Origin of the sequence: Nonomuraea sp. NPDC048901, assembly GCF_040649695.1 — a bacterium.
GTDB lineage: Bacteria > Actinomycetota > Actinomycetes > Streptosporangiales > Streptosporangiaceae > Nonomuraea.
In genome coordinates, this window is sequence record NZ_JBEZFW010000006.1 from 464,779 (window position 1) to 489,218 (window position 24,440).

General features: G+C 68.1%; 23 protein-coding genes. 10 read left to right on the top strand and 13 right to left on the bottom strand.

The window, feature by feature from the left end; genetic code table 11:
- The first annotated feature begins 77 nt into the window (after positions 1–77).
- Both AB0C30_RS23420 and AB0C30_RS23425 read left to right on the top strand, forming a co-directional pair.
- Complete coding sequence (locus AB0C30_RS23420) at positions 78–278, top strand: hypothetical protein (protein WP_357947487.1); 201 nt, start codon at positions 78–80, stop codon at positions 276–278.
- Positions 279–399: 121 nt separating this feature from the next.
- Positions 400–1,104: a DUF4097 family beta strand repeat-containing protein gene (locus AB0C30_RS23425; protein WP_357947490.1), complete on the top strand. Its 705-nt coding sequence runs from the start codon at positions 400–402 to the stop codon at positions 1,102–1,104.
- 188 nt (positions 1,105–1,292) lie between these two features.
- Here the strand turns inward: AB0C30_RS23425 and AB0C30_RS23430 are convergent, their stop codons facing one another.
- Positions 1,293–1,769 (bottom strand): hypothetical protein, encoded by a 477-nt coding sequence (locus tag AB0C30_RS23430; protein ID WP_357947493.1) that lies wholly within the window; start codon positions 1,767–1,769, stop codon positions 1,293–1,295.
- A gap of 23 nt (positions 1,770–1,792) precedes the next feature.
- Between AB0C30_RS23430 and AB0C30_RS23435 the strand changes: the two genes are divergently transcribed.
- From AB0C30_RS23435 to AB0C30_RS23450, 4 genes are all read left to right on the top strand, one after another.
- Complete coding sequence (locus AB0C30_RS23435) at positions 1,793–1,990, top strand: hypothetical protein (protein WP_357947496.1); 198 nt, start codon at positions 1,793–1,795, stop codon at positions 1,988–1,990.
- 53 nt (positions 1,991–2,043) lie between these two features.
- Positions 2,044–2,241 carry a hypothetical protein gene (locus AB0C30_RS23440; protein WP_357947499.1) on the top strand — a complete coding sequence of 66 codons (198 nt, stop codon included), beginning with the start codon at positions 2,044–2,046 and terminating at the stop codon, positions 2,239–2,241.
- 340 nt (positions 2,242–2,581) lie between these two features.
- The gene (locus AB0C30_RS23445) at positions 2,582–2,932 is read left to right on the top strand and encodes an integrase core domain-containing protein (protein WP_357948138.1); all 351 of its coding nucleotides are present in this window, start codon (positions 2,582–2,584) and stop codon (positions 2,930–2,932) included.
- Between the two features lie 119 nt (positions 2,933–3,051).
- Positions 3,052–3,174, top strand: coding sequence for a hypothetical protein (locus tag AB0C30_RS23450; RefSeq protein WP_357947501.1), 123 nt, complete (start codon positions 3,052–3,054; stop codon positions 3,172–3,174).
- Positions 3,175–3,216: 42 nt separating this feature from the next.
- On the opposite strand, the gene AB0C30_RS23455 is transcribed toward AB0C30_RS23450, so the two are convergent.
- The 8 genes from AB0C30_RS23455 to AB0C30_RS23490 form a co-directional block, all read right to left on the bottom strand.
- Positions 3,217–3,510, bottom strand: coding sequence for a hypothetical protein (locus AB0C30_RS23455; RefSeq protein WP_357947504.1), 294 nt, complete (start codon positions 3,508–3,510; stop codon positions 3,217–3,219).
- Entirely contained in the window at positions 3,503–4,237 is a 735-nt protein-coding gene (locus AB0C30_RS23460) for an FAD-dependent oxidoreductase (RefSeq protein WP_357947507.1), read from the bottom strand. Before AB0C30_RS23460 ends, AB0C30_RS23455 begins: the two co-directional genes overlap by 8 nt.
- A 111-nt stretch (positions 4,238–4,348) precedes the next feature.
- Complete coding sequence (locus tag AB0C30_RS23465; protein ID WP_357947510.1) at positions 4,349–6,517, bottom strand: hypothetical protein; 2,169 nt, start codon at positions 6,515–6,517, stop codon at positions 4,349–4,351.
- A gap of 103 nt (positions 6,518–6,620) precedes the next feature.
- A complete protein-coding gene (locus AB0C30_RS23470) occupies positions 6,621–7,745 on the bottom strand; it encodes a YcaO-like family protein (RefSeq protein ID WP_357947513.1) in 1,125 nt (374 codons plus the stop codon).
- Positions 7,746–8,285: 540 nt separating this feature from the next.
- Positions 8,286–9,194 carry a serine hydrolase domain-containing protein gene (locus AB0C30_RS23475; RefSeq protein ID WP_357947516.1) on the bottom strand — a complete coding sequence of 303 codons (909 nt, stop codon included), beginning with the start codon at positions 9,192–9,194 and terminating at the stop codon, positions 8,286–8,288.
- Between the two features lie 51 nt (positions 9,195–9,245).
- Positions 9,246–9,374 carry a hypothetical protein gene (locus AB0C30_RS23480; protein WP_357947519.1) on the bottom strand — a complete coding sequence of 43 codons (129 nt, stop codon included), beginning with the start codon at positions 9,372–9,374 and terminating at the stop codon, positions 9,246–9,248.
- Between the two features lie 43 nt (positions 9,375–9,417).
- Entirely contained in the window at positions 9,418–10,137 is a 720-nt protein-coding gene (locus AB0C30_RS23485; protein ID WP_357947522.1) for a DUF5941 domain-containing protein, read from the bottom strand.
- Positions 10,134–11,642: a CDP-alcohol phosphatidyltransferase family protein gene (locus AB0C30_RS23490; protein WP_357947525.1), complete on the bottom strand. Its 1,509-nt coding sequence runs from the start codon at positions 11,640–11,642 to the stop codon at positions 10,134–10,136. The genes AB0C30_RS23485 and AB0C30_RS23490 overlap by 4 nt, the downstream gene beginning before the upstream one ends.
- A 200-nt stretch (positions 11,643–11,842) precedes the next feature.
- Here AB0C30_RS23490 and recO point away from each other — a divergent pair, with 200 nt between their 5' ends.
- Positions 11,843–12,577: a DNA repair protein RecO gene (gene recO, locus AB0C30_RS23495; RefSeq protein WP_357947528.1), complete on the top strand. Its 735-nt coding sequence runs from the start codon at positions 11,843–11,845 to the stop codon at positions 12,575–12,577.
- A complete protein-coding gene (locus AB0C30_RS23500) occupies positions 12,574–13,359 on the top strand; it encodes an isoprenyl transferase (RefSeq protein ID WP_357947531.1) in 786 nt (261 codons plus the stop codon). Before recO ends, AB0C30_RS23500 begins: the two co-directional genes overlap by 4 nt.
- A 38-nt stretch (positions 13,360–13,397) precedes the next feature.
- On the opposite strand, the gene AB0C30_RS23505 is transcribed toward AB0C30_RS23500, so the two are convergent.
- Entirely contained in the window at positions 13,398–14,354 is a 957-nt protein-coding gene (locus AB0C30_RS23505) for an SDR family NAD(P)-dependent oxidoreductase (RefSeq protein ID WP_357947534.1), read from the bottom strand.
- Between the two features lie 53 nt (positions 14,355–14,407).
- Here AB0C30_RS23505 and AB0C30_RS23510 point away from each other — a divergent pair, with 53 nt between their 5' ends.
- Complete coding sequence (locus tag AB0C30_RS23510; protein ID WP_357947537.1) at positions 14,408–14,833, top strand: MerR family transcriptional regulator; 426 nt, start codon at positions 14,408–14,410, stop codon at positions 14,831–14,833.
- Positions 14,834–15,038: 205 nt separating this feature from the next.
- The gene (locus tag AB0C30_RS23515; protein ID WP_357947540.1) at positions 15,039–18,539 is read left to right on the top strand and encodes a S8 family serine peptidase; all 3,501 of its coding nucleotides are present in this window, start codon (positions 15,039–15,041) and stop codon (positions 18,537–18,539) included.
- An 81-nt stretch (positions 18,540–18,620) separates the two neighbouring features.
- Here AB0C30_RS23515 and AB0C30_RS23520 read toward each other — a convergent pair whose 3' ends face one another.
- The 3 genes from AB0C30_RS23520 to lanL all read right to left on the bottom strand — a co-directional run bounded on the left by AB0C30_RS23520 (position 18,621) and on the right by lanL (position 24,429).
- On the bottom strand, positions 18,621–19,832 hold the full coding sequence (locus tag AB0C30_RS23520) for a sensor histidine kinase (protein WP_357947543.1): 1,212 nt from the start codon (positions 19,830–19,832) through the stop codon (positions 18,621–18,623).
- Positions 19,832–21,550, bottom strand: coding sequence for an ABC transporter ATP-binding protein (locus AB0C30_RS23525; protein ID WP_357947547.1), 1,719 nt, complete (start codon positions 21,548–21,550; stop codon positions 19,832–19,834). Before AB0C30_RS23525 ends, AB0C30_RS23520 begins: the two co-directional genes overlap by 1 nt.
- A 218-nt stretch (positions 21,551–21,768) precedes the next feature.
- A complete protein-coding gene (lanL, locus tag AB0C30_RS23530; protein WP_357947550.1) occupies positions 21,769–24,429 on the bottom strand; it encodes a class IV lanthionine synthetase LanL in 2,661 nt (886 codons plus the stop codon).
- Positions 24,430–24,440 lie beyond the last annotated feature (11 nt).

Below are 24,440 nucleotides of genomic sequence, written 5' to 3' on the forward strand. Positions count from 1 at the left end.
TCGGTAATTACTCCGGTCAGGACGACATCCACAAAAGATACACCATTCCGGAGCGCGCGCTCTGTTATCGTGGGTGGGTGTGCCAGCCTGTTCCGCGCCCGTACGACAAGCAGGCCGAGGGGCTCTTCGACGGGAACCACCAGGCCGCGGGGATCGTCAAGGCGCTGCCGCCGACGTCCGAGAAGTTGTTCGCGGCGGAGTTCCTGGACAAGGTGCGACGACCTGCGCTCCCGCGGCGCGACGCAGACCCTCACCGACGCGGGCGACGTGGACCATAACCAGACCGTTCGCAAGGCGCTGCCCTTGGTGATCGCCGGGTTCACTCAGTGATGTCATCAGGGGGATTTCAGGGATGACCTTGAGGCCGGGTACGGGGCGGGTCGCCCAGAATTGAGCACCATGAAGATGGAGAGAACAGCGGTGATCGCGGGCCTGCTCGGGCTCGCGGCGGTGTTGACCGGATGCGGCGCCGGTATTCCGTCCGAGGCGGACACCGCGTCGTACGACCTCACCGACAAGGTGGCGGCGCTGCACATCGAAGCCGACGCCGGCACCGTGGATGTGGTCGAGTCGGATCGGCAGGGCATTCATGTGATCGAGCGCCTCAACTGGCGCAAGAACAAGCCGACGACCCGCCGCGAGGTACGGGGTGACACGCTGGAGTTGGCGTTCGACTGCCCGACCAGTTGGGGGCTGGGCGCCTGGGGCGTGACCTGCGACGTGAGCTACCAGGTCGAGGTGCCCAAAGGCCTGCGCGTCAAGGTCCGCTCCGACTCGGGGGACCTGACGCTGAAGGGGCTGTCGGGCACGCTGGAGGCCACGAGCGACTCCGGAGCCGTCGAGGCCAGCGGCCTGACGGCCAAGTACGTCGTCGCGAAGACCGATTCGGGGGACATGACCCTGACCTTCACCGGGCCGCCCGACACGGTCACGACCGTTACCGATTCGGGCAAGACCGTGATCCACGTGCCGCAGACGCCGTACCGGATCGACGCCGAAACCGACTCCGGGAACAAGGTCATCAGGACCGCCAGTGACACCTCGGCCCAGCGTTCGATCGCGCTGTCCAGCGACTCCGGGGACATGGAGGTCGCGACTCCCTGAAGTCCTCCACCGGCCCGCCGGTGATCTCGGCGACCGCCACACCGCCCCGCACGTACGCCCCGGAAGCGGGTTCCGCCCTCGAAGCACGCGGCATGACGCTGATCGAGCCGGTCGACCCTCAAGAGCAACCGGGCCAAGGCGATCGGCGCGACGCCGAGGTCCTGGTGCTATCTAGCGCCTAGAGGCTCTTAATCTCGCCGGGCTCCTTCGGGCCAGATCACCCGGACGGACATCTCCCGGCCCCGGGCCTCGGCCACCACGTCAGCGGTGCCGCCGTAGCCTCGGGCGGGCTGTCCGTCCCAGACGGCGAACAACACATCGGCGTCGTCGAGCATGCGCGCACTGGCCGTCATGTGGGACTCCGAGGTGGACTCCACGAAGTCCAGCCTGTGAGCCCGGACCGCCCGGCCCAGCAACTCGTCGTAAGCCGCATGGCACTCGCTCGGCAGCCCGTCTCGGTACGCCTTGGCCGGAATCACCGCCTTCCGTGCTCCGCCAAGGTCGAGTACCCGGCGAGCGAAAATCTGATCGGCTCCATCCGCCAAGTAGGACAATCCACTGATGTCCTGGAGGTACTCCGCGAGCGCCTCACAAATCGCCCGATCGACCAGTACGGCAGTCTTTTCCGGCAAGCCCCGGTGGCCGGAGACGGCGATGCGGATCATGATCCCCCTCAGAGCAGAGTGGCGTGAAGACGTTCGTCGAACGACCGAAGAGCGTTGGACGGCGGGCCGCCATAGGCACGGCCGTGCGGATGTTCACCGGTTCCGGCCATCCGGCGCTGAACGCTGTCCGAGAGGCCGTCAACGCCGTACGTATCCAGCCGCGCGGCACTGTGCAGCCGCTCACCAGCCTTCGGGCACGACTCGATGCGGCAGTGCGGTGATCAGGTATGCCTCTCCCGATCACCGCACTGCCCTCGGTGATCTGCTGCCCGACTTGATTCGCGATGCCCAGCTGGCCGCCTGGATGTACCGAGGCAAGCACCGGCGCACCGCCCAGGCACTGCTTGCGGAGACATATGGTCTGACTCAGACGTTCGTCGCTTACCAGCCCGCGCCGGACCTGCTGTGGCGGGTGGCCGACCGGGCGCTGACCGCCGCGCGGGAGTCAGAGGATCCGCTGGCGTTGTCGTGAGCGGTGTGGTTCCTCGTTCAGGCGCATCGAGAGGCCGCCGACTTCGATGCCGCGCATGAGATCAACGGGCAGGGAATGGCGGCCATCGAGTCGCACATGGACGAGCCGGGGTTGACGATCTGGAAGCGACTGCTATGGAACACAAACTCCACGGCAACGGTGCCGCGCGCCAGGTCGAGGCTTGAAGATCGCCACTCGAGCAGAGTGACCTGGGACAGTTCCTGACCGACGAATGGCTCTAGTCGTTCGTCGGAGCGTGACCACTCAGGCGTCAGCTCCAGCGACTCCCAGCCTGTGATCGCCGCTGTGATGTCTATAGCGTCCCAGCCGATTGACAGCTGTGCACGGGGTGATCTTCCACTCGGATCGCGGCTCGGAATACACCGCGGCCCGCTACCAGGAGCTATGCGGGCGCCTGGGCGTGGTTCAGTCCATGGGCCGCGTGGGCTGCGCGCTCGACAACGCAGCGGCCGAGGCGTTCAACAGCACCCTCAAGGTCGAGTACGTACACCGCCATCGGTTCCGCACCCGGGCCGAGGCCCGCCTGAAGATCGCCACCTGGATCGCCGACTTCTATAACACCAGCCAGCGGCACAGCGCCAACGACGGACTGCCGCCCATCACCTTCGAACGTCACATGATCGAGAAGAGACAAGCCTCATCGGCCCTGCTGAGGACCGCTGTGGCATAGACCCGTCTCCACGCTTTGAGGGGATTGACAGCTCGTCGAGCTTCTAGTGGCAGATCTCTGCCTGCATACCGTCGAAGTCCAGGACGACCGGGCAGTCGCAGCCGCGCCTGTACCCGTGGGTGCAGAACGCAGGCAACGAGGGCGTGGTGGAGTGCCGGGTCGAGATCGACGGCCAGGTGGTGCGGGAAGCGAAGAGCAGCGCCTCGTACGGCGTGTGCCAGGTGGCGGCCGACAAGCCCTGAATAGCGCAGCCCCACTGGTCGCAACCGGCGGGCAGAGCCCCGCTACGCCGATGCCGCCTCCGCGTCATAAGCTGCCTGCTCAGGGTTGGTCGGCGGTGGTGTTGGGTTCGGTGCGTTGGCCGACGAAGCTGCCCAGGCTGGGGATCGTGTAGATGAGCTTTTCGTCGCGTAGTCGCTGCATGGCTTTGCGGAGGGTACCGCGGGTACGTCGAACTCCTGCATGAGCTGCACCTCGGACAGTAGGTGCTTGAGCCGGTAGGTGCCGTCGCTGATGCGTTGGCGGAGGGTGTCGGCGATCTGCTCCCACCTGAAGCGATCGGGCTCGAACTCAATCACTCTCTAACCATAGGAATACCTGCACATACAGCTCGTTCCGGCCCATGTCTTGTCTTGTCATGGCATGGCATGGCATGGCATGGCATGGCATGGCGTGTGCGCAGCCGGACAAGGATGGCGGGCGACGGCTCGACGGGCAGGGTGTGCCGATCCCGGAGCACAGGGCAACCGTGCCGGTACCGGCGGCCAGGGCGACGGTCTCGACGGGAACAACTCCGGCGGTCGTCTGGACGCCGCTCACTGTGCCCGCCCGGTGGTCAAGGGCAGTCGCCAGCGCCCCCGTCAGCAACCGCGCGCCCCGGTTGCGCGCGGCGGTGACCAGGAGATCGGTCGCCGCGACCGGGTCGAATGCCGTATCTTCCGGGCGATGGATGGCCACGGCCGGGGGGTTGAGCAGGTGCGGTTCCAGCGCTCCGACATCGTCCGTGCGCGGCCCCGGGGTCTCGTCGAAGCCGTCCCAGCTGATTGAGCCCGACCAGCGGATCGACAATTCGGGAAGTTCCGTCTCCAGCCGCCGGTACTCGTCCAGTGCAGGGTAGCGCAGCGGCGCCGAGGGCAAGTCGCTGGTGACCGGTCGTCCGATCCAGGCGAAAGAAGCGCGGGTGGCGCCCGAACCAGGCAGGCCTGCATCGATCAACGTGACGGGTCGGCCGCGCCCGGCCAGGTGGTACGCCAGTGACTCCCCGAAGATGCCGGCGCCGACCACGACAATGCTGCGATCCGTCATTCCAGCGTTCTAGCAGGTGAGGCACTGCCGCGACACCGAGTATCGGCTACCTAACGCGACTCATCAGGCTCAACTGGTAACTCGACCTGTTGAGCGTGGTGATTTCGGTAATCAGTTGTGATCTTCGCGCTTTCGGGTGCGAGGATGGCATGAGCAAGGTCGCTCGAGCTGGTGATGCTCCGCGAGGTGCTCTTGGAGCAAGGTGTCGCGGAACTGGTAGTATGGTCCTTCTATGCGCAAGAGGCCCACCCGGTGGGCGTCCTCAAGGAAGCTCATGGTGCGCAGCGGCAGCCACCTTCTTGTGGCCAGTCGGGGAATCGTCAGATGGTACGCCAGCCACGCGTGGTGGCTTCCCAGGATGAGCCCGAAGATCAGGCCCACCAGTGTCCCTCCCACGACGGCGGTCGGAATAATCATGCCATGTCGCCACCCGATGTAGCTTGCGACAAGGCCGATCACGAGGCCGCTGGCGATCCGGATGAGCGTCAGGTGCATGTCATCCTTCCACGTTGAGCTGGGTGACCTCGCAGTGCTGTTTTCGGTGGCCTGCTCGACCCAACGCATTAGACCCACCGTGAACTCATATCCGAGCCCGCACACTAGCGCGAGGGTGATCGTGCCTTTCAGCTCTCCTTTGGTCTGCAGCCAGCCGACCATGGCACCCACAAGCACCACGCACAGAGCGTCTCCCATGGTGCCCATGAGGTAGGGAAGCCTGTTCTGGATATGGAAGTTCGCGTAGCCGGGCTGCTCCTTGAACCACGACCTGATTTTGAACCCCAACAAAACGCCGGAGGCGACGCCGACCGTCGTCCCGAGCGCGGGGTCTTGCAGGAGGCCGAGCGTCAATCCCACCACGAGGCCGCACAGGGCGGCGACTCCCCATGGGATCAGCAGGGAGTGCGGGTTGCAGGCCATCTGCCACCACGCCACATCGTGAGGGCTGCTGTCCTTCGAAGTATGACGGGACAGGTAAGCGAGCCAATCGCGGACCTGTCCGGCTTCGAGGGTATGGAGCGGGCGGAAGGGCTGTCCCGTATCGCCGTTGTGCGGATGCAAGTTGATCAGAGCGGGGATGAGCTCGTCACACAGGTGGTCACGGAGCGGCTGTGGATCTGCCATCTCACCGAGGCGCTGAAGTTCCTTGGCGTCCTTCGGGCCGGAGACGTAGACTTCGCGAACAAGCCAAAGCCCCAGGGGCTTCGAGGTGATCTCCGCGAGCGCAGGAGCCCTACCTTCCCTCAGCTCCGCCAGGATGTCACGCCAGGGGGCAGGAGGCTGCGGCGGATGCGGCTCCTCCAGGTAGAACGACTCCTCCAGGTAGTCGGCGACTGCTCCGGGGGGTAGAGGATCCGGCTCGATGACGGTCGCCGAGGCGAGAACATCCCCAGCTGACTTGGCAGCTTCGACGAACTCCTTGGTACGACACGTAACGATCAGCTGATGATCGGGGTCGTCCAGCCACGATCTCAGCGCCTTGAGCATCGTGGCTTCGTTGGGTGCCTCGTCCAGCGCATCCAAGACAGGCAGCACATCGCCGTGCGACGCGAGCGCCTGCGGAAGGTTCGGCGCGAGCCCTTGGGCGCGCAGCGCGGGATACTCCATCTCGAGATAGTCGGCGAGCCAGACCTGCAGTGGTACGTACTTGTCCTCTTCATTCTCACTGCCCCAATTATCAGCCTCAACGGTCCAGCCTGCGGCAGGCAGCAGAACCGGGACGGGACCCTCAGGCCCACGCGTTCCCATCAGTTCTGCAAGCAGTTGCAAAGCGAGCGTCGTCTTGCCGGCGCCTTGATCGCCAAGGATCACCAGGCGCTTGCACCGCAGTTTGCGGAATGCATCAGCCAGCATCGCGATGCGGTCCCCACGATTGGTGAGGGCGCCGGCATCCTCGGCGATCAGACTGGGATGGTCCTGCAACTCCTCCCGTTGGGTGGATCGCCAGGGAACCGGAATGAGTCTGGGGTCGTCCAGCAGCAGCAGTCGCATCGCGTCCTTCCACTGCTCGGTGATCTGGCGAGCGAGGATTTCCTTGGCCTCCCGGACGTCATCGGGCGTGGGATCGGCTGGAGACCGACGTGCACGCCGCCAGTGCGACAGCTTTCGCAATCCTCCGTCAGTGAGCATCACCACGCCGATCGCCGTGGACAGGAATGTCGGAATATCGAGAGCCGGTTGCTGCCACTTTTTCGTCGCCCACAGGAGGATCAGGCCCAGGAGTATAAGGCAGGCTCCCAGCATCGCTGATGATTTTGGCGTGAGCTTCTCTTTTCGTCCCATGTACCCATGATGCGCCTGGAGGGGGCCGGGTGTAACTAAAGGAGCTGCAACGCCCGGCTAATCGACAGAAAAGAAATTCGGCTCAATCAAAGCGATGTTAGATTTAGTGCTGCGGCTGTGCGGGATCTCTGCGTGCGACCGTCAGGTTCTGCGACTCCCGGGCGGCTGCTCGTCCGCGAGGGCCGGGGATGACGAGGTTACCCTCAGTGACAATCATGAACCGTTCCAGCCCGGGCACGATGGCGTGTACGGCGGTGATCTCTCCAGGAAGGATGGCCACCGTGCGGTGGTACAGCGGGTAGCGGTGCGAAGTCAGGGTGGCGATCACCTCTTGTAGTTGGACATGTGGAGGTCCTGAGGCGGATCCGGTGGGGATGAAGGGCATTGTCCAGGCTGTGCGCAGGTGATCTGTGAGGTCGAACCGTCCGCAGGCGAAGAGCGCCGGATAGGCGACGAGACCGGTCAGGTGAGCATGCGGCGAACGGGATGGCGGGGACGATTCTTCGCCCAAGCTGATCTGGAGGAACTCGGTGAGAGCGCGCCAGGCGGCATGGGTGGAGCTGAGAGAGGTGCCAACGCCGCGCCGGTGTGGACGGCCGGCTGTGGGAGGGCTGTAGGCCAGCATGGTAGGCACGCCGAGGTTCGTGGTGATGTCCAGAAGGTGGACTTGTGAGTTGGTAAGCCGCTCACAAGCCGTGAACGCGCGCGCCAGCCCGCTTGGCAGGGTGGCCGGGTCGATCACAGTGAGCCGGGTGGCGCCCTCGCCCAGGAATGACCTCGCGAGTAGCAGGGAGAAGGCGTCGCGTTCGATCACCTCATTGAGAGCGTGCAGAAGCGCCTCGGCGGCGGTAACGCCGATGGCCGAGCCGCTGTTGCAGCTGTAGCGCATCAATTCGCCATAATCACAGGTGTCCGAGGCTTTCTCGCGCAGGTGGCCCGCGTGGGACTCGACGTACCAGGGAGCGGAGAGAAAGACCGGTACCAGTACTGCTCGCTCTTCGGTGAGCGAGCGGTACGAGTGGCATGCCAGGCGCTGAGTCGGTCTTCTCGCGAGCAGGGCGACAGCGAGATCGCTGCTCAGGGGCCCGCGCGCGATCTCCAAGCAGTCCGCCTGCGTCACTGCCGTGGCGTCGAACAGGGCCGGGCCCGTCAGGTAATGCTCTAGGGCCTCGTACAACGCCCCTACGCGTGCTTCCGCGCCCCTTCCCTTGCCCGTCCCCGTGGCCATGGGCGGCCCAGTATCACTCAGGGTGAGCAATCGGCAAGACCACGCCGTCGGGTCGCTTCCTCGGCCGAGATCGGCAAATTCCGGCTCCATCTCGAGGCCGGCTAGGGCTGTCATCGCCCGTTGATCAGCCTCTAGGAGTGGTATCGAGCGCTCTACCCAGGCATTTCCTGGCACTTTCTGTACCCCGGTTCGGTCAGCTCGTCTAGCCATTCCTCCTCGAGGCATGTAAGCTCCTGGCGGCTTCTGGCGAGCGACTCCACCAACGTGTAATCTACTCCGAGGCCCATGATCTTGACCTCCTGTCATGAGGGCGCAAATAGGGACTTATTCCCTAGTTAACACGTCGTTGGAGAATTTGGCGACACATTCGCTCTAAAAGAATGGTGAACGTGATTTTCTCCGCGAGGGATTGTGTGCCTCGACCGCACGGTATGCCTCGTCAGTTCGCGGTATGCCCGCCGCAGAACACCTCCTTGACGAGCCCGTCCACCAGCTTCTGGAAGTCCTTTGCCGGGCCCCTGGTGACCTCGTCCACCCAGGTCACCGAGGCGGCCAGGTCTTCTTGCCGTCAGGTGAGCTGTACATCAGCGCCCCATAGCCGTGCGGGGGGCTGCCGTTGTGCTGGTAGACGGTGCCGCAGCCCGGGCCCAGGTCCTGCACGAACAGCCCGAGGCCGTAGCCCATCTTCGCGTGCGGCTTGCGCATCTCGGCCAGCAGCTGGGCCGGCAGGAGCTTGCCGCTGTTCAGCGCGGAGAAGAACGTGGCCAGATCCTGAGTGATCGAGATCGGGTCGCCGGCGCCGGCCAGCAGGGAGAGGTTCTGGCGCGAGATGTCGACCACCTTGTGCTGGCCGGCCTCCTCATACCGGTAGTAGCCGTGGGCGTGCGGCCCGGGCAGCTCGGTCCGATTGCCCGGGACCACGGTGTCCCGCATGCCGAGCGGCCGCAGGATCCGCCGCTGCATCTCCTCGGGGTAGGAGCGGCCGGTGACCTTCTCGAACAGCAGCAAGGCCAGCGTGTAGTTGGTGTTGGCGTAGTTCTGGTCCGTCCCCGGCTCGAACCGCGACGGCTTGGACAACGCCTGCCGTACCAGCTCCTCCGGTTGGTAGCTGCGGAACCGGTTGTCCAGCCACTCCTTGCCGGTGGCGGGGACGCCCGGCACGACCGTCCGGTCGTCGTAGTACCCGCCGGTGTAGTTGAACAACCCGCTGGTGTATTGCAGCAGCATCCGCACCGTGATCCGCAGGTCCAGCCCGAGCTCAGGCAGGTAGCCGGCCACTGGAGCGTCTAGCCCGACCTTGCCCTCGGCCACCAGTTGCAGCACCAGGGTCGCGGTGAAGGGCTTCATGACGCTGCCCGTCCAGAACGACCCGTTCTTCGGCGGCTTGGCGCTCTGGCCCAGCTTGCGTACCCCGGCGCTGCCGACCCACTCGCCCTGCTCATCGTGCACGCGCACCTGCACCCCGGCGAAACCGGCATTGACGATCGCCTGCGTGGCCTTCTACAGCTCCGGACGTTCCTGTTCGGGGTCTTCGCTGAACGCGTCGATACGGGAGAAGACGTCCCGTAGTTCGGTGAGGGGCATTGAGTTGCGTGGCGTACGTAGCTCGTACAGAAAGAAAAACACCACCCCCGCATGAAACACAGGGGTGGTGCAAGGGCAGGGAGGGAAGTCAGCCCTTCTCGGCCTCTCCGGTGGCCTGTTCCATGGCGTCCTCCGGGGAGGCCTCCAGGTCCTGTTCGGCGTCGGCGCCTGCCTGGGCGGACGCCTTGTCGAGGCGGACCCAGCTGGTCACGCTCTCCACCGCGAACAGTACGAACAGGTACGCCGTCAGTACCGCCAGCACCGGCGTCAGTACGCCCAGTGCCGCGCCGACCCCGATGATCAGCAGGCGTAGCTCCCAGCCGAGCCCCGCGTGGAAGACCCAGGCGGGCGGCCAGATGCTCTGCCGCGTCCGGTAGACGGTGTCGTACGTGTGGTAGCCCACCACGTACACGAGCACGAACAGCAGCCACTTCGGTACGTCGGCCGCCAGCCCCACCGCGATGATCGTGAGGAACTCGGCGCCGCGCAGCAGCGGTGGGGTAAGCCAGTCGAGGCGGCCCAGGTGGTCGCGGGGCGCGGTCGGGAGGACCAGCAGGAGGACGATCAGCGGCGGCAGGAGCAGGATCGGGCCCGGCTTCAGTACGCCGGTGACCGTCACGGCCACCACCGCCAGCAGGGCGACGAAGGTGGCCGGGACCGGCGGGATGCCCTTGCCGATGCGGCCCGCCAGCGCGTGTACGAGGGGGCCGTCGTCGCGGTAGGCGAGTAGGCGGGCGGTCTGGATGCGGCGGCGTTCCTCGTCGGGATCCGGCGTGGGGGTAGCTGCGGCCAGTGGTGCGGTGATCATGCGAGCGACCTCATGAGGCGTCCGGTGAGGGTGTAGGCGGCGGCGACGGAGCCCCAGATCACCAGGGTGAGGAAGGTGATGCGGGCGTCGAAGAGGGCGGCGGTGATCGCGATGGCCGCGAACCGCTCGCCGATGGGGAAGACGATCATCTTACGCGCCCAGTGCACCGCTCGGAACCGCCCGGCGCGGGTCCACATCTTGAGCACGCCGCGGATGCCCTGACTGCGCTCCACCTTACGACGTTCCAGCGCCTTGCGCAGGGCGCGGTCGTCGGGGGCGTCCAGGGGAAGCGTGGGCAGCTGGGCGGGCGGTTTGCGGCGGTTGGAGACACCGAAGGAGAAGTCGAGCAGGTGGCGGGTGGACTGCAGGCCGAGCGCCGCCAGCGCGAGAATCCAGATGTCATCGCCGTTGCCCGAGACGACCCAGCCGATGGCCAGGCCGGCGAAGACGACGTATTCCTTGAAGCGGTCGAAGGTGGCGTCGAGCCACGCGCCGAGCACGCCGAACTTACGGGCGTAGCGGGCGACCTGGCCGTCGACGCAGTCGAAGACGAAGGCGAAGTAGATCAGCACGCCGCCCGCCACCATCCACGGCCGGGCGCCGGTGGCGAAGCAGGCCGCGGCGAGCACGCCGAGCGTGATCGAGATCAGCGTCACCTGGTTGGGCGTCAGGCCGCGACGGGCGGCCCAGCGGGCGATGAAGCGGGAGTAGGTGGAGACAAAATAGGTGGTGAAGAAGCCATCCGCACCCTTGACCGCGTTGTTGAGTCTGGCCCGGTCCTCGTCGATGCCGGACATCTCGGTGCCGGCCTCGTTGACCTCCTCCTGGGTGGTGACCCGGCGGTAGAAGAGGTCGCGGCGGCCGCGGATGCCGACGGACACGCCCTTGCGGACCAGGCCGAAGACGATCAGCTGGATCAGGTCGTCGTCGGCGCCGAACGAACCGGCCATGTCGGCGAGCTCGCGGCAGGTCTCCGCCAGCATGGGAGCGTTGCGCGCGCTCACGTGGAGGGGGCCGAGCAGCGCCGTGTTGGGCCTGGTCACGGCGTGGTTGGCGGTGCCGACGGAGATGATGCGGGACTTGCCCGCGCGTGCGCGGACGGGCAGCCCTTCGAGCCTGTTGAGCCCGATCTCGGGCTCCGCCTCGTCGATCGGGACGATCTCCTCTTGCGCCTGGTCGACCACGTCCGGGCGCGGCTCCTTGGCGACGAGGGCCAGCGCGCCGCGCTTGGCCTTGGTGATCTGGTAGATCAGCTCGTCGTGGACGATCGAGTTGTCCGGGATCAGGAACAGGTTCTCCGTTGCGGACTCGGCTACGTCGGCCAGCGCGCGCAGAGCGGAGGCCACGTCGCCGGGCTCGATCGTGGCCGGCTGCGGATCCAGGGAGAGGATCTGGCTGCGCAGCCGTTCGGCCACGGTGGGATTGCCAGGCAGCGCGGCCAGCCTCAGGCCGGTCGGAGCGGTGTCGGGGCCGGGCGAAGAGCCCAGCAGGACCACGCGGGTCATGACTCCCTTTCGAGGCGGTTGCGGGGGGTTGAACAACGGGTAGAGCGGGGACGGACGTCAAAGTCTAGTGAGGGTTGCGCAAAGTCGCTCCATCCGCGCTCTGCGAAGCCGTTCCAGCCGGGCTTCGCGCCACCGTTCCACCCGGGCTTCGCGAAGCCACTCCACCCGAGCATGACCTTGGCGCGCCATAGGATGGGCGAGTGAGTCTCTATCGTGACGAAGGCGTGGTTCTGCGCACGCAGAAGCTCGGTGAGGCCGATCGCATCGTCACCATCCTGGCCAAGCGCACCGGCAAGGTCCGCGCCGTGGCCAAGGGCGTGCGCCGCACCACCTCGCGCTTCGGGGCCAGGCTGGAGCCGTTCACCCACGTCGACCTGCAGCTGCACACCGGCCGCACGCTCGACGTCGTCACGCAGGCGGAGACCATCAGGCCCTACGGCGAGGCGCTGGCGATCGACTATCCCCGCTACACCGCGGGCACGGCGATGCTGGAGACCGCCGACCGGCTCACGCAGGGCGAGAAGGAGCCGGCGCTGCGGCAGTTCCTGCTGCTGGTGGGCGGGCTGCGTACGCTGGCCGACGGCGAGCACGAGGCCAGGCTGGTGCTCGACGCCTATTTCCTGCGCTCCCTGGCGGTCGCCGGCTACGCCCCCGCGCTGGACGCGTGCGCCCGGTGCCAGGCTCCGGCGATCAGGGCGTTCGCCATCGTGGCCGGTGGCGTGGTGTGCGGGGCGTGCAAACCGTCCGGATCGGTGGTGCCCGCGGGGGAGACGATCGGGCTCATGACCGCGCTGCTGCGCGGCGACTGGGCCACGGCCGACGCGTCGCAGTCACGGCATCGCGGCGAGTGCAGCGGCCTCGTCGCCGCATACCTCCAATGGCACCTCGAGCACGGAATACGCTCTCTCCGACACGTCGAAAGGGAGCCTGCGTGAATGTCCGACCCCCGACCCCGCATCCGTCCGGCGCGGTTCCGCCGCCGATTCCGCGTGACCTGGTGCCCAAGCATGTGGCCATCATCATGGACGGCAACGGCCGCTGGGCCAAGGCCCGCGGGTTGCCGCGCACCGAAGGGCACAAGGCCGGCGAGGCGTCGCTGTTCGACGTTATTGAGGGTGCCCTGGAGCTGGGCATTCCCTACCTCTCCGCGTACGCCTTCTCCACGGAGAACTGGAAACGCTCGCCCGACGAGGTCCGCTTCCTCATGGGCTTCAACCGCGACGTCATCCGCCGCCGCCGTGACGAGTTGCACGCGATGGGTGTACGGGTGCGCTGGGCGGGCAAGCCGGGCCGCCTGTGGAAGAGCGTGATCTCCGAGCTGCAGACCGCCGAGGAGCTGACCAAGGACAACCGCAAGCTGACGTTGCAGTTCTGCGTCAACTACGGCGGCCAGGCGGAGATCGTCGAGGCGGCGCTACGGCTGGCCGATGACATCGCGGCGGGCCGGGTCAAGCCGTCGAAGGTCAACGAGAAGGTCTTCGCCCGTTATCTGGACGAGCCGGAGATCCCGGAGGTCGACCTGTTCGTACGGTCGTCGGGGGAGCAGCGGTTCTCCAACTTCCTGCTGTGGCAGTCGGCCTACGCCGAGATGGTGTTCCTCGACCGGCTCTGGCCGGACTTCGACCGCCGCGATCTCTGGGAGGCGTGCGAGACCTTCGCCAAGCGCGACAGGCGCTACGGCGGGGCGATCCCCAACCAGATCCCCAACCAGGTCTAGACGATCCAGCCAGGGCGCGTGGTGACCTCACCCCCGAGTCAGGAGAAGCGATCCAGCCCGGTGAGTTCGCTGGAGAGCGCCCAGAGCCGGGATGCGGAGTCGGGATCGACCGCCCACGGCTTGACACCGCCGATGAGCATGTCATCGGTGATCGCGGGCTCTGCGACGTCGCAGTCCTGGCAGTAGGCGCCGCCGTGCTCGTCGAGCAGGGGCGAGGTGGCCGCCCATACGGCCGTCGCCGCGCCCTGGGCTGGAGTCTTGAAACCGTCGGCGTGCCGGCCGTCCCGGGTGATCCAGCCCTGGGCGATCTGCTCTTCTTGGGGGATGCGCCGTTGCAGTTCAGTGAGGATGCTGCCGGGGTGCACCGCGAAGGCATGCACGCCACTGGCCGCGCCGAGGGTGTCGAGGTGGACGGCGAACAAGGCGTTGGCCGTCTTGGACTGCCCGTAGGCCGACCAATGGTCGTAGCCGTGGCGGAAGTGCGGGTCGTCCCAGCGGATGTCGGACAGGAAGTGCCCGGACGAGGCCACGGACACCACTCGTGCCCCGGTGGGGGACAGCGCCGGGCGCAGCCGGTTGACCAGAGCGAAGTGACCGAGGTGGTTGATGGCGAAGTGCGCTTCCCAACCGGAAGCGATGAGCCTGTGCGGGTAGGCCATGACGCCCGCGTTGTTGATGAGGATGTCGAGGGTGCGGCCGGTTTCCAGGAACCGGTGGCTGAACGTCCGGATGCTGTCGGCGTCCGACAGGTCGAGCTCGTGCACCTCCGTTCGCGGGACGCCGGACAGCGCCTGCCTCGCCACCGCAGGACGGCGGGCGGGCACGATGACGTGTGCCCCGGCGCGGACCAGCGCGCTTGTGGCCTCCAGGCCGAGTCCCGAGTAACCGCCGGTGACCAGGACGTTCTTGCCGGATAGCTGGATACCGGCTAGAACGTCGTTCGCGGTGCTGTGCGCGTCGAATCCCGAACCGATCTTGTGTTGCGTGATTGCCATGCCTCGAACGTTAGAATCTAGACTGCAATCTAGGTCAAGCTAGGCGGAACGGCATGAGTAAGAACGCAACTGGAGACGGGCTTTCCATCGGCGACGTCGCGAAGGCGACCGGGCTGGGTGTGCACGCGCTGCGGTTCTTCGAACGGGAGGAGCTCTTCCTCCGCCCGATCCCGCGCACAGCCGGGGGGCAGCGGGTCTATGACCCGGAGGATGTGGAGTGGCTCCTGCTGTGCAACCGGCTGCGGGACTCCGGCATGCCCATCGCCGGCGTGAAGAGGTTCGCCCGGCTGGTTCGATCAGGTCCGGGCAACGAGCCGGAGCGGCTCGCGCTCTTGGAGGAGCATGAGAGAACCGTCCGGGACAAGATCGCCGACTTGACGGCGAGCCTGGAGATCATCCATGGCAAGGTCCTCACCTATCGCAAGCATGTCGAGGACGGAACCGCGGCCGGACTCTGGTCGCCGACGCCGTCTCCGTAGGCGTGGTCAAGATGCACCCGCTGTGTGCGCGTCGGTTGCACGCACGAGGTCGGGCAGCGCGGCCGTCCCCTGCAGTTACCAGATCACATTTCATGACAAGTCGTGTCTTGTTATGGTCGGGCCCTTGCAAAGCTGACACGTTCTCTTCACTCTTCTCCCCATAGGCGTAAAGATCAGCTCTACTCCATGGCGTGAAGGAGAGCGTGTGCCGTCCACCCCCCATTGGCGTGCGATCTTGATCGCGGTCGCCGCCGCTGTCACCCTCATCCTCCCCCAGGGCGTGGCCCAAGCCGCGCCCGATCCGGGAAAGATCAATCAATCCGTCCAGGCCGACCTGGCAGCGGACGGAAAGGCCACCTTCTGGGTACGCCTGAAGGGCACCGCCGACCTCAGCGGCGCCCGCCGGGCCACGACCAAGGACGACAAGGCCGAGCAGGTCTTCGAGGCCAAGACCGCCAAGGCCGGCAGCTCGCAGGCGGCCCTGCGCAAGCTTCTGGACTCCCACAAGGCCGACTACACCCCGTACTGGATCGTCAACGCCGTCAGAGTGACCGCCGACCCCAAGCTGGCGGCCGAGATCGCCAACCTGCCGGAAGTGGACCGGATCGACCCCGTACGGACCGTGTCGCTGCCGAAGCCGGCGCCCGGCAAGGCCGAGGCGAAGGTCAACGCCGTCGAGTGGAACATCGACCGCGTCAACGCCCCGCGCGTCTGGAACGAGCTCGGCGACCGCGGCGAGGGCATCGTGGTCGGCACCATCGACTCCGGCGCCCAGTTCGACCACCCCGAGCTGGCCGCCGCCTACCGCGGCCGGAGCCCTGACGGCTCCGTCGACCACAATTACAACTGGTTCGACCCGGCGCACATCTGCCCGAGCGCGGCGCCCTGCGACAACCTCGGGCACGGCACGCACGTCATGGGCACCATGGTCGGCGTCAACGGCATCGGGGTGGCGCCCGGCGCCAAGTGGATCGCCGCCAAGGGCTGTGAGGTCAACACCTGCACGGACGCCTCGCTGCTCGCCGCCGGCCAGTGGATGCTCGCCCCCACCGACCTGAACGGCGCCAACCCGCGCCCCGACCTGGCCCCCGACATCGTCAACAACTCCTGGGGCGGCGTGGGCTTCGACCCCTGGTACAAGGAGATCGTCGACGCGTGGGTCGCCGCCGGCATCTTCCCGGCCTTCGCCAACGGCAACGAGGGGCCCGCCTGCCGGACCAGCGGCTCGCCCGGCCAGTACGTGAACAGCTACAGCGCGGGCGGCTTCGACGTCAACAACGTCCTGTACGCCCGCTCCAGCAAGGGCGAGGGAGAGAACGGCGAGATCAAGCCGAACCTGGCCGCCCCCGCCGTGGACGTCCGCTCGTCGGTGCCCGGCAACGGCTACGACAGCTACACGGGCACGTCGATGGCCTCGCCGCACCTGGCCGCGACGGTGGCGCTGATCTGGTCGGCGTCGCCGGGGCTCCAGGGTGACGTGGCCGCCACCCGGCCGCTGCTCGACAGCACCGCGATCGACGTCAACGACACCAGTTGCGGCGGCACCGCCGCCGACAACAACGTCTGGGGCGAGGGCCGCCTGGACGCCTTCGCCGCGGTGTCCGCCGCGCCGCGCGGGGGTCTCGGCGACCTCAAGGGTACGGTCACCGCCGCGGGCAGCCCGGTGTCCGGTGCCACGGTCACCCTGTCCGGGCCGCTGAGCCGTACGGTGGTCACCGGTACGGACGGGACGTACGCCGTCCCGCGCCTGCTGCCGGGCGACTACCAGATCGCCACGGAGAAGTTCGGCTACGACAAGGGCAGCGCGACGGCGACGATCGCGGCCGACCAGAGCACCACCGCCGACGTGGTGATGACCCAGAAGGCCACGGGCGTGGTGACCGGCACGATCACCACGGCGGGCACGCCGGAGCCGGGCGCCAAGGTCGAGGCGGCCGGCACGCCCGTCAGCGCGGTCACCGACGCCGCCGGCCGTTACCGGATGTCGCTGCCGAACGGCGCCTACGACCTCACGATCACTCCGGCCTCCCGCTGCGCCAGCAGCGCCACGGCGTCCGTCACGGTGGCCGGGGACGTGACCAAGGACGTCGAGCTGCCGTTGCGCGGCGACGACTTCGGCTACACCTGCCGCAGCGCCGCCGCCCCGTACGTCGCGGGCACCGACAAGCTCGCGCTCTCGGGCGACGACGAGGCGCAGCAGGTGACGCTGCCGTTCCCGGTCCCGTTCTACGGGGTGGGGCAGAGCAAGGCGTGGATCAGCACCAACGGGTTCGCCACCTTCGCCACCGACAAGGTCGTCACCGGCAGCAACGGCAAGCTGCCCAGCGCTGGTACGCCCAACAACGCCGTCTACCCGTACTGGGACGACCTGGTGGTGGACGCCGACAGCGGCGTCTACACCGGTGTCACGGGGACGGCGCCGCACCGCCAGTTCGTGATCGAGTGGCGCAACGCGAAGTTCTACTCGGCCACCGATCAGCGCGTCTCGTTCGCCGCCCTGCTGGGCGAGGACGGCACGATGAGCTACCGCTACAAGGACATCGAGAGCGAGCGCGACAAGGGCACCAGCGCCACGATCGGCATCGAGAACGCGACGGGCACCGACGCGCTCCAGTACGCCAACGAGGAGGCCGCGCTGTCCACCGGGCAGGGCCTGACGTTCATCGCGAGCAGGCACGGCCTGGTGACCGGCACCGTCACCGACGCCAACGACGGCAAGCCGCTGGCGGGCGCGACGGTCAAGGTGGGCGACGTGGCCACCTACACCACCGGCGAGGACGGCGCCTTCTACGGGCAGGTCCTGGCCGGTGACTATGAGGTGGTGGTGTCGAAGGAGAACTACGGCACCTTCACCAAGACCGTCACGATCGCGCCGACGACGGTCACCAGGATCGACACCGCGCTGGTCACCGGCCGGGTCAGCCCCTCGGTCAGCGAGCTGACCGTGGTGATGCCCACGAACGCCGCCAGGACCCGCACGATGGAGCTGACCAACCTCGGCTCGCCCACGGCGTACACCGTCACCACCGACCCGGCGCAGAGCTGGATCGGCGTCACACCGACGGCGGGCGATCTGGCCAAGGGGCAGGCGGTCACGCTGAAGGTCAGCGTGTCCAGCACCGGCGTCCAGCCGGGCACGTACCGCTCGGGCAAGCTGATCGTGAAGTCGGCCAGCGGGCGGCAGCCGATCATCGAGGTCACGGTGACGGTCGTGGTGCCCAAGCTCCAGGTGGCTCTGGAGGCCGGCGGCACCAAGGCCGTGACGGACACCGCCGGTGACGCGTGGACGGCCGACAAGAAGTACAGCACCGGCGGCTACGGGTATATCGCCACCTCGACCCGTACGACCACCTCGTCCAAGGCCATCAAGGGCACCGACGACCAGGCGCTGTTCAAGTCGGCCCGCGAAGGGATGCTGGAATACCGCTTCGACAACGTGCCGGCCGGGACGTACACCGTCGAGCTGGACTTCGCCGACGTCAAGTCGACGCAGATCGGCCGCCGGGTCTTCGACGTCCTCGTCGAGGGCCAGCTCGCGATCCCGGCGCTGGACCTGGCGCTGGAGGCGGGCACGTACACGGCCGTCAGCAGGCAGTACACGGTGAAGGTCACCGACGGCCAGCTCAACGTCCGCTTCGCCACGCGGCAGGGCATGACGATCGTCAACGCCATCCGCATCTCGGAGCGGCCCGACAAGGCCTCGTGAAACAGCCAGAATGACCCGGGCCCGCCTCTAAGGCGGGCCCGGGAGGCTTTTCAGGGCGTCTGCAGTATCGCAGGTTCGCCTTCATGGTGAAGGGCGATCGTCCATAGCCGGGGAGGCCAGGGGCAGGGTGACCGCGACCTCGAAACCGCCTGTCGGCTTCGGCCCGGCCGTGACCGTTCCCCCGTAGAGCTTGACGCGTTCGCGCATGCCGATCAGGCCGTGACCATCACCGTCCGGGGTGACGGCCGGCCCGCTGCCGTCGTCGGTGACGCGCAGCTCCAGCTCGGCGCCGTAATGGAGCGAGACCGTCGCCGTCGCCGGGCCCGCGTGCTTCAGCACGTTGGTGAGGGATTCCTGGACGATCCGGTAGGCACACAGGTCGATTCCTGGAGGTAACGGGCGTACGGCGCCGGTGATCGACATCTTCACCGGCAGGCCGGCCGAGTTCACCCGTTCCACCAGCTGTTCGAGCCGTTGCAGACCGGGTGCCGGGTCGTAGCCATCCGTGTCGTCGCTCGCTTCTATGCGCAGGACGGACAGCAGTCGTCTCATCTCGCCCATGGCCTCGCTGCCGGTGTCGGCGATGGTGGTGAGCGCGCCGCGCGCCGTGGCGGGGTCGGTGCCGAAGACGTACCGGGCGAGTCCCGCCTGGATCACGATGACCGACATGTGGTGGGCGACCACGTCGTGCAGTTCGCGGGCGATGCGCACCCGTTCCTCGGTGACGGCGCGCCGCGCCTTGTCCTCCTGCTCCTGGCGCAGCCGTCCGGTGAGGTGGGCCAGCTGCTTGTTGCGTTCGACCAGCATCCGGGTGCTGTTGCCGAACGTCCAGGCGACGGCGACCATGATGCTCACCTGCAGGACGTTCGGCCAGGCGAAGTCGGGCGGGGCGAGGAACGCGGCGTGCCACCAGACGGCCGTCATGGGAAGCACGCAGGGGAGCGAGACGGCCGGACGCCACCGACTGGCCACGGTGTACAGCGCCAGCAGCGGCGCCACTTCGTTGAACCTGGAGTCGTAACCCGCCAGGTGGAAGACGAACGCCGCGGCGCAGGAGATCGCCAGCACGGTGAGGGACGCGCGCCGCCGCCAGGCCAGTACGAGGTTGGTCACCAGCGTCAATCCCACGCCGACGGCGTCCAGGGGACGCTCCGCGTAACCCGCCTCGGTCCCGCCCACGGAGAACAGGAACGTCAAGGTGATGGCGGCGACCGCCGCGCCGAAAGCCAGGTCGACGATGAAAGGGTTCATCGCGGCCAGCCGTCTGAGGGACGACAGCAGCTTTACCCGCATCAGCGCATGTTAGCCGCGATCTCCGCGCGCCGCTGGACGGCTTGGGCGCGGACCATCCGCGCGTACAGGCCGTGCCGGTCGCCGAGCAGTTCCGGAGGCGTGCCCGACTCGGCCACGCGTCCGCCGTCCAGTACGACGACCGTGTCGAACGCGTCCAGGCCCCCGAACCGATGGGTGATCATCACCGTCGTCAGCCCCCTGCGGCGCCGCAGAACCGCGTGGACGACCTCGCGTTCGGCCAGCGGGTCGAGCGCGGACGTCGCCTCGTCCAGGACCAGGACGGGCGCGTCGCTCAGGAGCGCGCGGGCGAGGGCGAGGCGCTGGCGTTCGCCGCCGGAGAACAGCGCCCCGCGCTCGCCGACCACGGAGTCGTAGCCGTCGGGCAGGGCCATGATCCGCTCGTGCATCCTGGTGGTCGTGCAGGCCGCGACCAGGTCGTCCAGGCCGGCGTCGGGGGCGGCGTAGCGGAGGTTGTCGGCGATGGAGCCCTGGAAGAGCAGCGCCTCCTGTGGGGCCAGGCAGACGCGCCCGCCGGTCCGTACGGAGCCCTCCGCCGGTTCGTACAGACCGGCGAGCAGGTGGCCGAGCGTCGTCTTGCCCGATCCGTTCGGGCCGACGATCAGGGTGGCGGAGGCGGCGGGCAGGTCGAGGGTCACCTCGCGGAGCGCCCACCGGGTCTCGCCCTGCGGCCCCGCGTAGGCGTACGAGGCGCCCGCGACGCTCACCTCACCCGCCCCTGCTCCCCCCACGGGAGGGGGCGATTCCGGCGGCAGGTCCAGGTACTCGAAGACCCGCTCGAAGGCCGCCTGGGCGGTGCGGAACTCCGTCGAGATGTGCAGGATCTGCCAGAGCGGCTGGTAGAGCCTCGACTGCAGGACCACGAACGCCATGAGCGTGCCGGGCGTGATCCCGTCCATGAGCCCGGCCGCGACGAACACGATGTACGGAGTCAGGACGAAGAAGATGTGCCCCGCGCTCAGCACCGACTGAGCGGCCAGGCTCGCGCGGACGCCCAGCCCGGCCAGCCGTTCGCTCTCCGCGGCGAACACCGCGGCCTCGTGGCCGTCGCGCCCGTGCACCCGGGCGAGCGTGATGCCGCCCAGGGAGAGGCGTTCGGCGGCGATGGAGGCGATCTCCGCGCGGGCGCGCTGGCCGGCGGCGGAGAGGATCTTGAGCGCGCGTCCCGAACGGGCGGTGACCCACAGGATGGCCGGCGCCAGGCAGAGGGTGACCGCCGCGAGCCGCCACGACAGCGAGAACATCGCCCCCAGCGCGAACAGGAACCCGAGCAGGCTGCCGAGCAGGCTGGGCAGCGTGTCCTTGATCGCGTCCTCGATCTGGTCGGTGTCGTTGGCCAGCCTCGACTGGATCTCGCCGCTCCGGGCGGCGGCGAAGAAGCCCAGCGGCATCCGCTGCAGGTGGCCGAACAGCCGCGTACGCAAGGAGTGGATGACCCGCTGGGCCATCCGGGCCGAGATCCACGCCTGGGCCAGGTCGACGCCCGCCGCCCCGGCCGCGACGACCGCCGCGAGAGCGGCGATCAGGGCCAGCAGGCCGGGCCGCGGGCCGCCCGCGCCGAACAGGGCGCGGTCGAAGACGACCTGGGTCAGCAGCGGCACGGCCGCGTTCAGCGCGGAGAAGATCGCGACCAGCAGCACGACGAGCAGGACGGCGCGGCGATACGGCGCGAACAGCCGGATGATCCTGCGGGTCGTCACGACGCCTGCCCTCTCGGAGATCTGGAAACGGCGTGCGGCCGATGCCAAGCCGCACGCCGTTATCTTCATCAGTTGGTGTCGGTGCAACCCGGGTGCTTGATGCAGTTGCTCAGCAGCGCCGACTCCGAGGTGCTCGGCTCACGCTCCTGCAGGTTCTGCAGGTCCTGAACGTCGAAAGACATGTTCTCCCCCTCTCTCTGGTTCCGTTCCTTCGGGTATCACCGCGCTCGAAGCGCGGTGAGCTCATGGGCTGGGCGGCCGATGACGTCGTCGAGCGTCCACAGGCGCGGATGTCCGTGACGCAGGCGCAGCAGGAAGGCGAGGACGCCCGCGGCCCCGCCCAGGTAGCTCGGCAGGATCCGGCCCAGGCGGTCGGGCACGTGCAGCTTGCCCGCGCGCCTGACGGCCCGCGCGGTCAGGCAGATGGCCAGATCCTCCGCCCATCGGTGGTACCGCTCGTCTCCGGTGAATTCGGCCATGTCGAGCAGGAAGTCGCCTTCGCCCGGCAGGCCGTGGCACAGCACCGAGCCCGACTGCCACCTCGTCCGGTGTACGGCGACCGCCGCCTGTTCGGCGAGCTCCAGCGCGATCGGGTCGCCGGTGGCGTGCCAGTAGCGGATGAGGAACGAGCCGACGCCCGACGATCCGCTGCACCAGTGGGGGCGGCGCGGCCGTACGGACTCGGGCTCGTCGCGCCGGTACGGCCACCAGGCCGCACCCCGTTCGACATCGGCGTGCGCGTAGAACGTGTGGGCCACCTCGCGCACGGTCTCCAGCCACTCCGCCTGGCCGAAGGCGACGCCTCCGTAGAGCAGGGCGGTGCCGATTCCCGCCAGGCCATGGGCGAAGCCGAAGTGATTGGTGCCGGCGAGGCTGGAGTCATGGGAGGCCGGTGTCAGCCATTGCGGGCGCCCGTCCAACGAGGACCGCGCGTCGTGCAGGTTCTGGAACATCCGCGCGGCCCGCTCGCGCAGCGCGGCGTCGTCCGCGCGGATGGCCAGGCGCAGGGTGGCCATCGCGCACCCGGCCAGGCCGTGGGTCATGTCGGGGCTGGGATGGTCGGTCGGCAGCCGGTACGCGGCCCGCACCGCGAAGTCCCTCGACTCCGCGTCCCGCGCCGCCTCGTACAACGCCCAGAGGGCGCCGGATCGCCCGGCGTAGAGGCCGGACGGCCAGACGTCCTCCTCGGCGAGGCGGCGGCGGAGCCAGCGCGAGACGGTGCCGGCCTGTTCGGGTGGGAGGACCGGGAGGATGCCGGCCGCGCCGGCGCTCACCGCGCAGGGGTCGGCTTCGAGCCCATAGGTGATGTTGGGCCAGGGGGACGGGCTGTCGGCGCGGTCGTCCATGGTCTCGGCCAGCCAGGCGAGCCCGTCGGCGACCAGGTCGTCCGCGCTCACGCGAGACGGAAGAACGCGTCGCGCGAGGGGCTCTCGGAGCTCGGCCAGGAAGCGCGCGCAGGCGTCGAGCGTCCAGCGGTCCTCGGGTTCGGCGAGCAGGCCCGCCACCATGGGCCGGAGCGCCGCCAGAGCGGGGTTGCCCTCGGCGACCCTGGCCAGGAGGTCGCCGGCGCGGACGCCCCAAGCCGGGCCGGCCTCCTCGTCCTCCGCCAGGCCGAGCTCGGCGCCGACCGCGAGGAAGTACACCAGCGCGCCGAGGCTGTAGAGATCCGCCGCCGCCGTGGGCGCCTGGCGGAAGGCTCCGGAGTACGGCGCCAGCTCCGGCGCGAGATAGCCGGAGGTGCCGCCGATCATGACGGTGCTGTCCCGCTTGGCCGCGTACTCGAGGTCGACGAGCCGGATCTGGCCGTCGGGCAGGATCATGACGTTGCCGGGGGAGAGGTCCCGGAAGACGTAGCCCTGCTCATGCACCTTCTGCAGCAGGCCGACCAGGCGTGCGACGACCGGTATGACCTGCTCGGCCGGGCAGCCGAAGCCGTCCCGGCCGAGAGGCGTCGCGTGCGCCTCCGTCCATCGGTGCGCGGTGTGGCCGGGCACCAGCTCCTCCGCGAGGAAGGCGTGGCCGCCCTGTTCGAAGAAGTCCACGACGGCCGGCACGCCACCGGTGGCGGCGAGGTCGTCGAGAGCCGAACGTTCGAGAGCCAGCCGGTCCTTGGCGTCCCGGCCGCTGAGGTCGGAGGAGGCATGCGGGCGACCCTCCTTGATGACGACCTCGCGGCCGGTCTTCGTGTCTTCGGCGATGTACACGCCGCCCCTGTTGGCGTGTCTGATCGCCTCCCGCACCACGAACCGGTCGTTGAGCATGACCGCGGACGTCCCTTTTGCGGTCTTTTTTGGTGGTTCAGGGAAAGGGCAGGCCGCGAAGCTCGGCGGGGTGAAGGAGGCCGCCCGTTCGTCGCGGACCAGTTGTCCTCCCGGAGCGCGCAGTCGTACCTCGTAGAACCCGTCGTTGCCCAGCGTCCGGTGCCCGGAGAAGGCGCCATAGCGGTAGTGGACGAGGCCGCCCGCGCGGTAGGGCCGGTCGGAGAGGATCGCCGGGCCAGGCAGTCCCCTGGTGGCCTCGTCGAGGAGGGCGGCCAGGCGGACAGATTCGGCGTCACTGGTCGGGTAGGCGGTCACGAACTTGCCCGCCTGCGCCCGCGCGCAATGCGGGGCGAGCAGCTCCCAGTAGTCGCCTAGCCGGTCGGGGAACTTGAAGGCGCATCCCGCCTCGATGAGCACCCGGGCGACCTGGGCCAGTACGAAGGGAGCCGACAGCATCGTGGCGGAGACGTGCAGCTTCCATCCCTGATCGGGCATCGGATAGCCGTCGGGAGTGACCCGGCACCAGAAATCGGCCGCCTCGATCGCCCAGCCGCCCTCGCCGGACCGGGCCAGCTCGTCGGTCACGAGGTCGCGCAGAATGGTCGCGTCCGCCCCCATGGCACTACCTC

Excerpts from the sequence above, each read along its gene's own strand:
- AB0C30_RS23425 (WP_357947490.1), top strand. The coding sequence starts at position 400 with ATGAAGATGGAGAGAACAGCGGTGATCGCGGGCCTGCTCGGGCTCGCG.
- AB0C30_RS23430 (WP_357947493.1), bottom strand. The coding sequence starts at position 1,769 with ATGATCCGCATCGCCGTCTCCGGCCACCGGGGCTTGCCGGAAAAGACT.
- AB0C30_RS23460 (WP_357947507.1), bottom strand. The coding sequence starts at position 4,237 with ATGACGGATCGCAGCATTGTCGTGGTCGGCGCCGGCATCTTCGGGGAG.
- AB0C30_RS23465 (WP_357947510.1), bottom strand. The coding sequence starts at position 6,517 with ATGGGACGAAAAGAGAAGCTCACGCCAAAATCATCAGCGATGCTGGGA.
- AB0C30_RS23470 (WP_357947513.1), bottom strand. The coding sequence starts at position 7,745 with ATGGCCACGGGGACGGGCAAGGGAAGGGGCGCGGAAGCACGCGTAGGG.
- AB0C30_RS23485 (WP_357947522.1), bottom strand. The coding sequence starts at position 10,137 with ATGATCACCGCACCACTGGCCGCAGCTACCCCCACGCCGGATCCCGAC.
- AB0C30_RS23490 (WP_357947525.1), bottom strand. The coding sequence starts at position 11,642 with ATGACCCGCGTGGTCCTGCTGGGCTCTTCGCCCGGCCCCGACACCGCT.
- AB0C30_RS23505 (WP_357947534.1), bottom strand. The coding sequence starts at position 14,354 with ATGGCAATCACGCAACACAAGATCGGTTCGGGATTCGACGCGCACAGC.
- AB0C30_RS23510 (WP_357947537.1), top strand. The coding sequence starts at position 14,408 with ATGAGTAAGAACGCAACTGGAGACGGGCTTTCCATCGGCGACGTCGCG.
- AB0C30_RS23520 (WP_357947543.1), bottom strand. The coding sequence starts at position 19,832 with ATGCGGGTAAAGCTGCTGTCGTCCCTCAGACGGCTGGCCGCGATGAAC.
- lanL (WP_357947550.1), bottom strand. The coding sequence starts at position 24,429 with ATGGGGGCGGACGCGACCATTCTGCGCGACCTCGTGACCGACGAGCTG.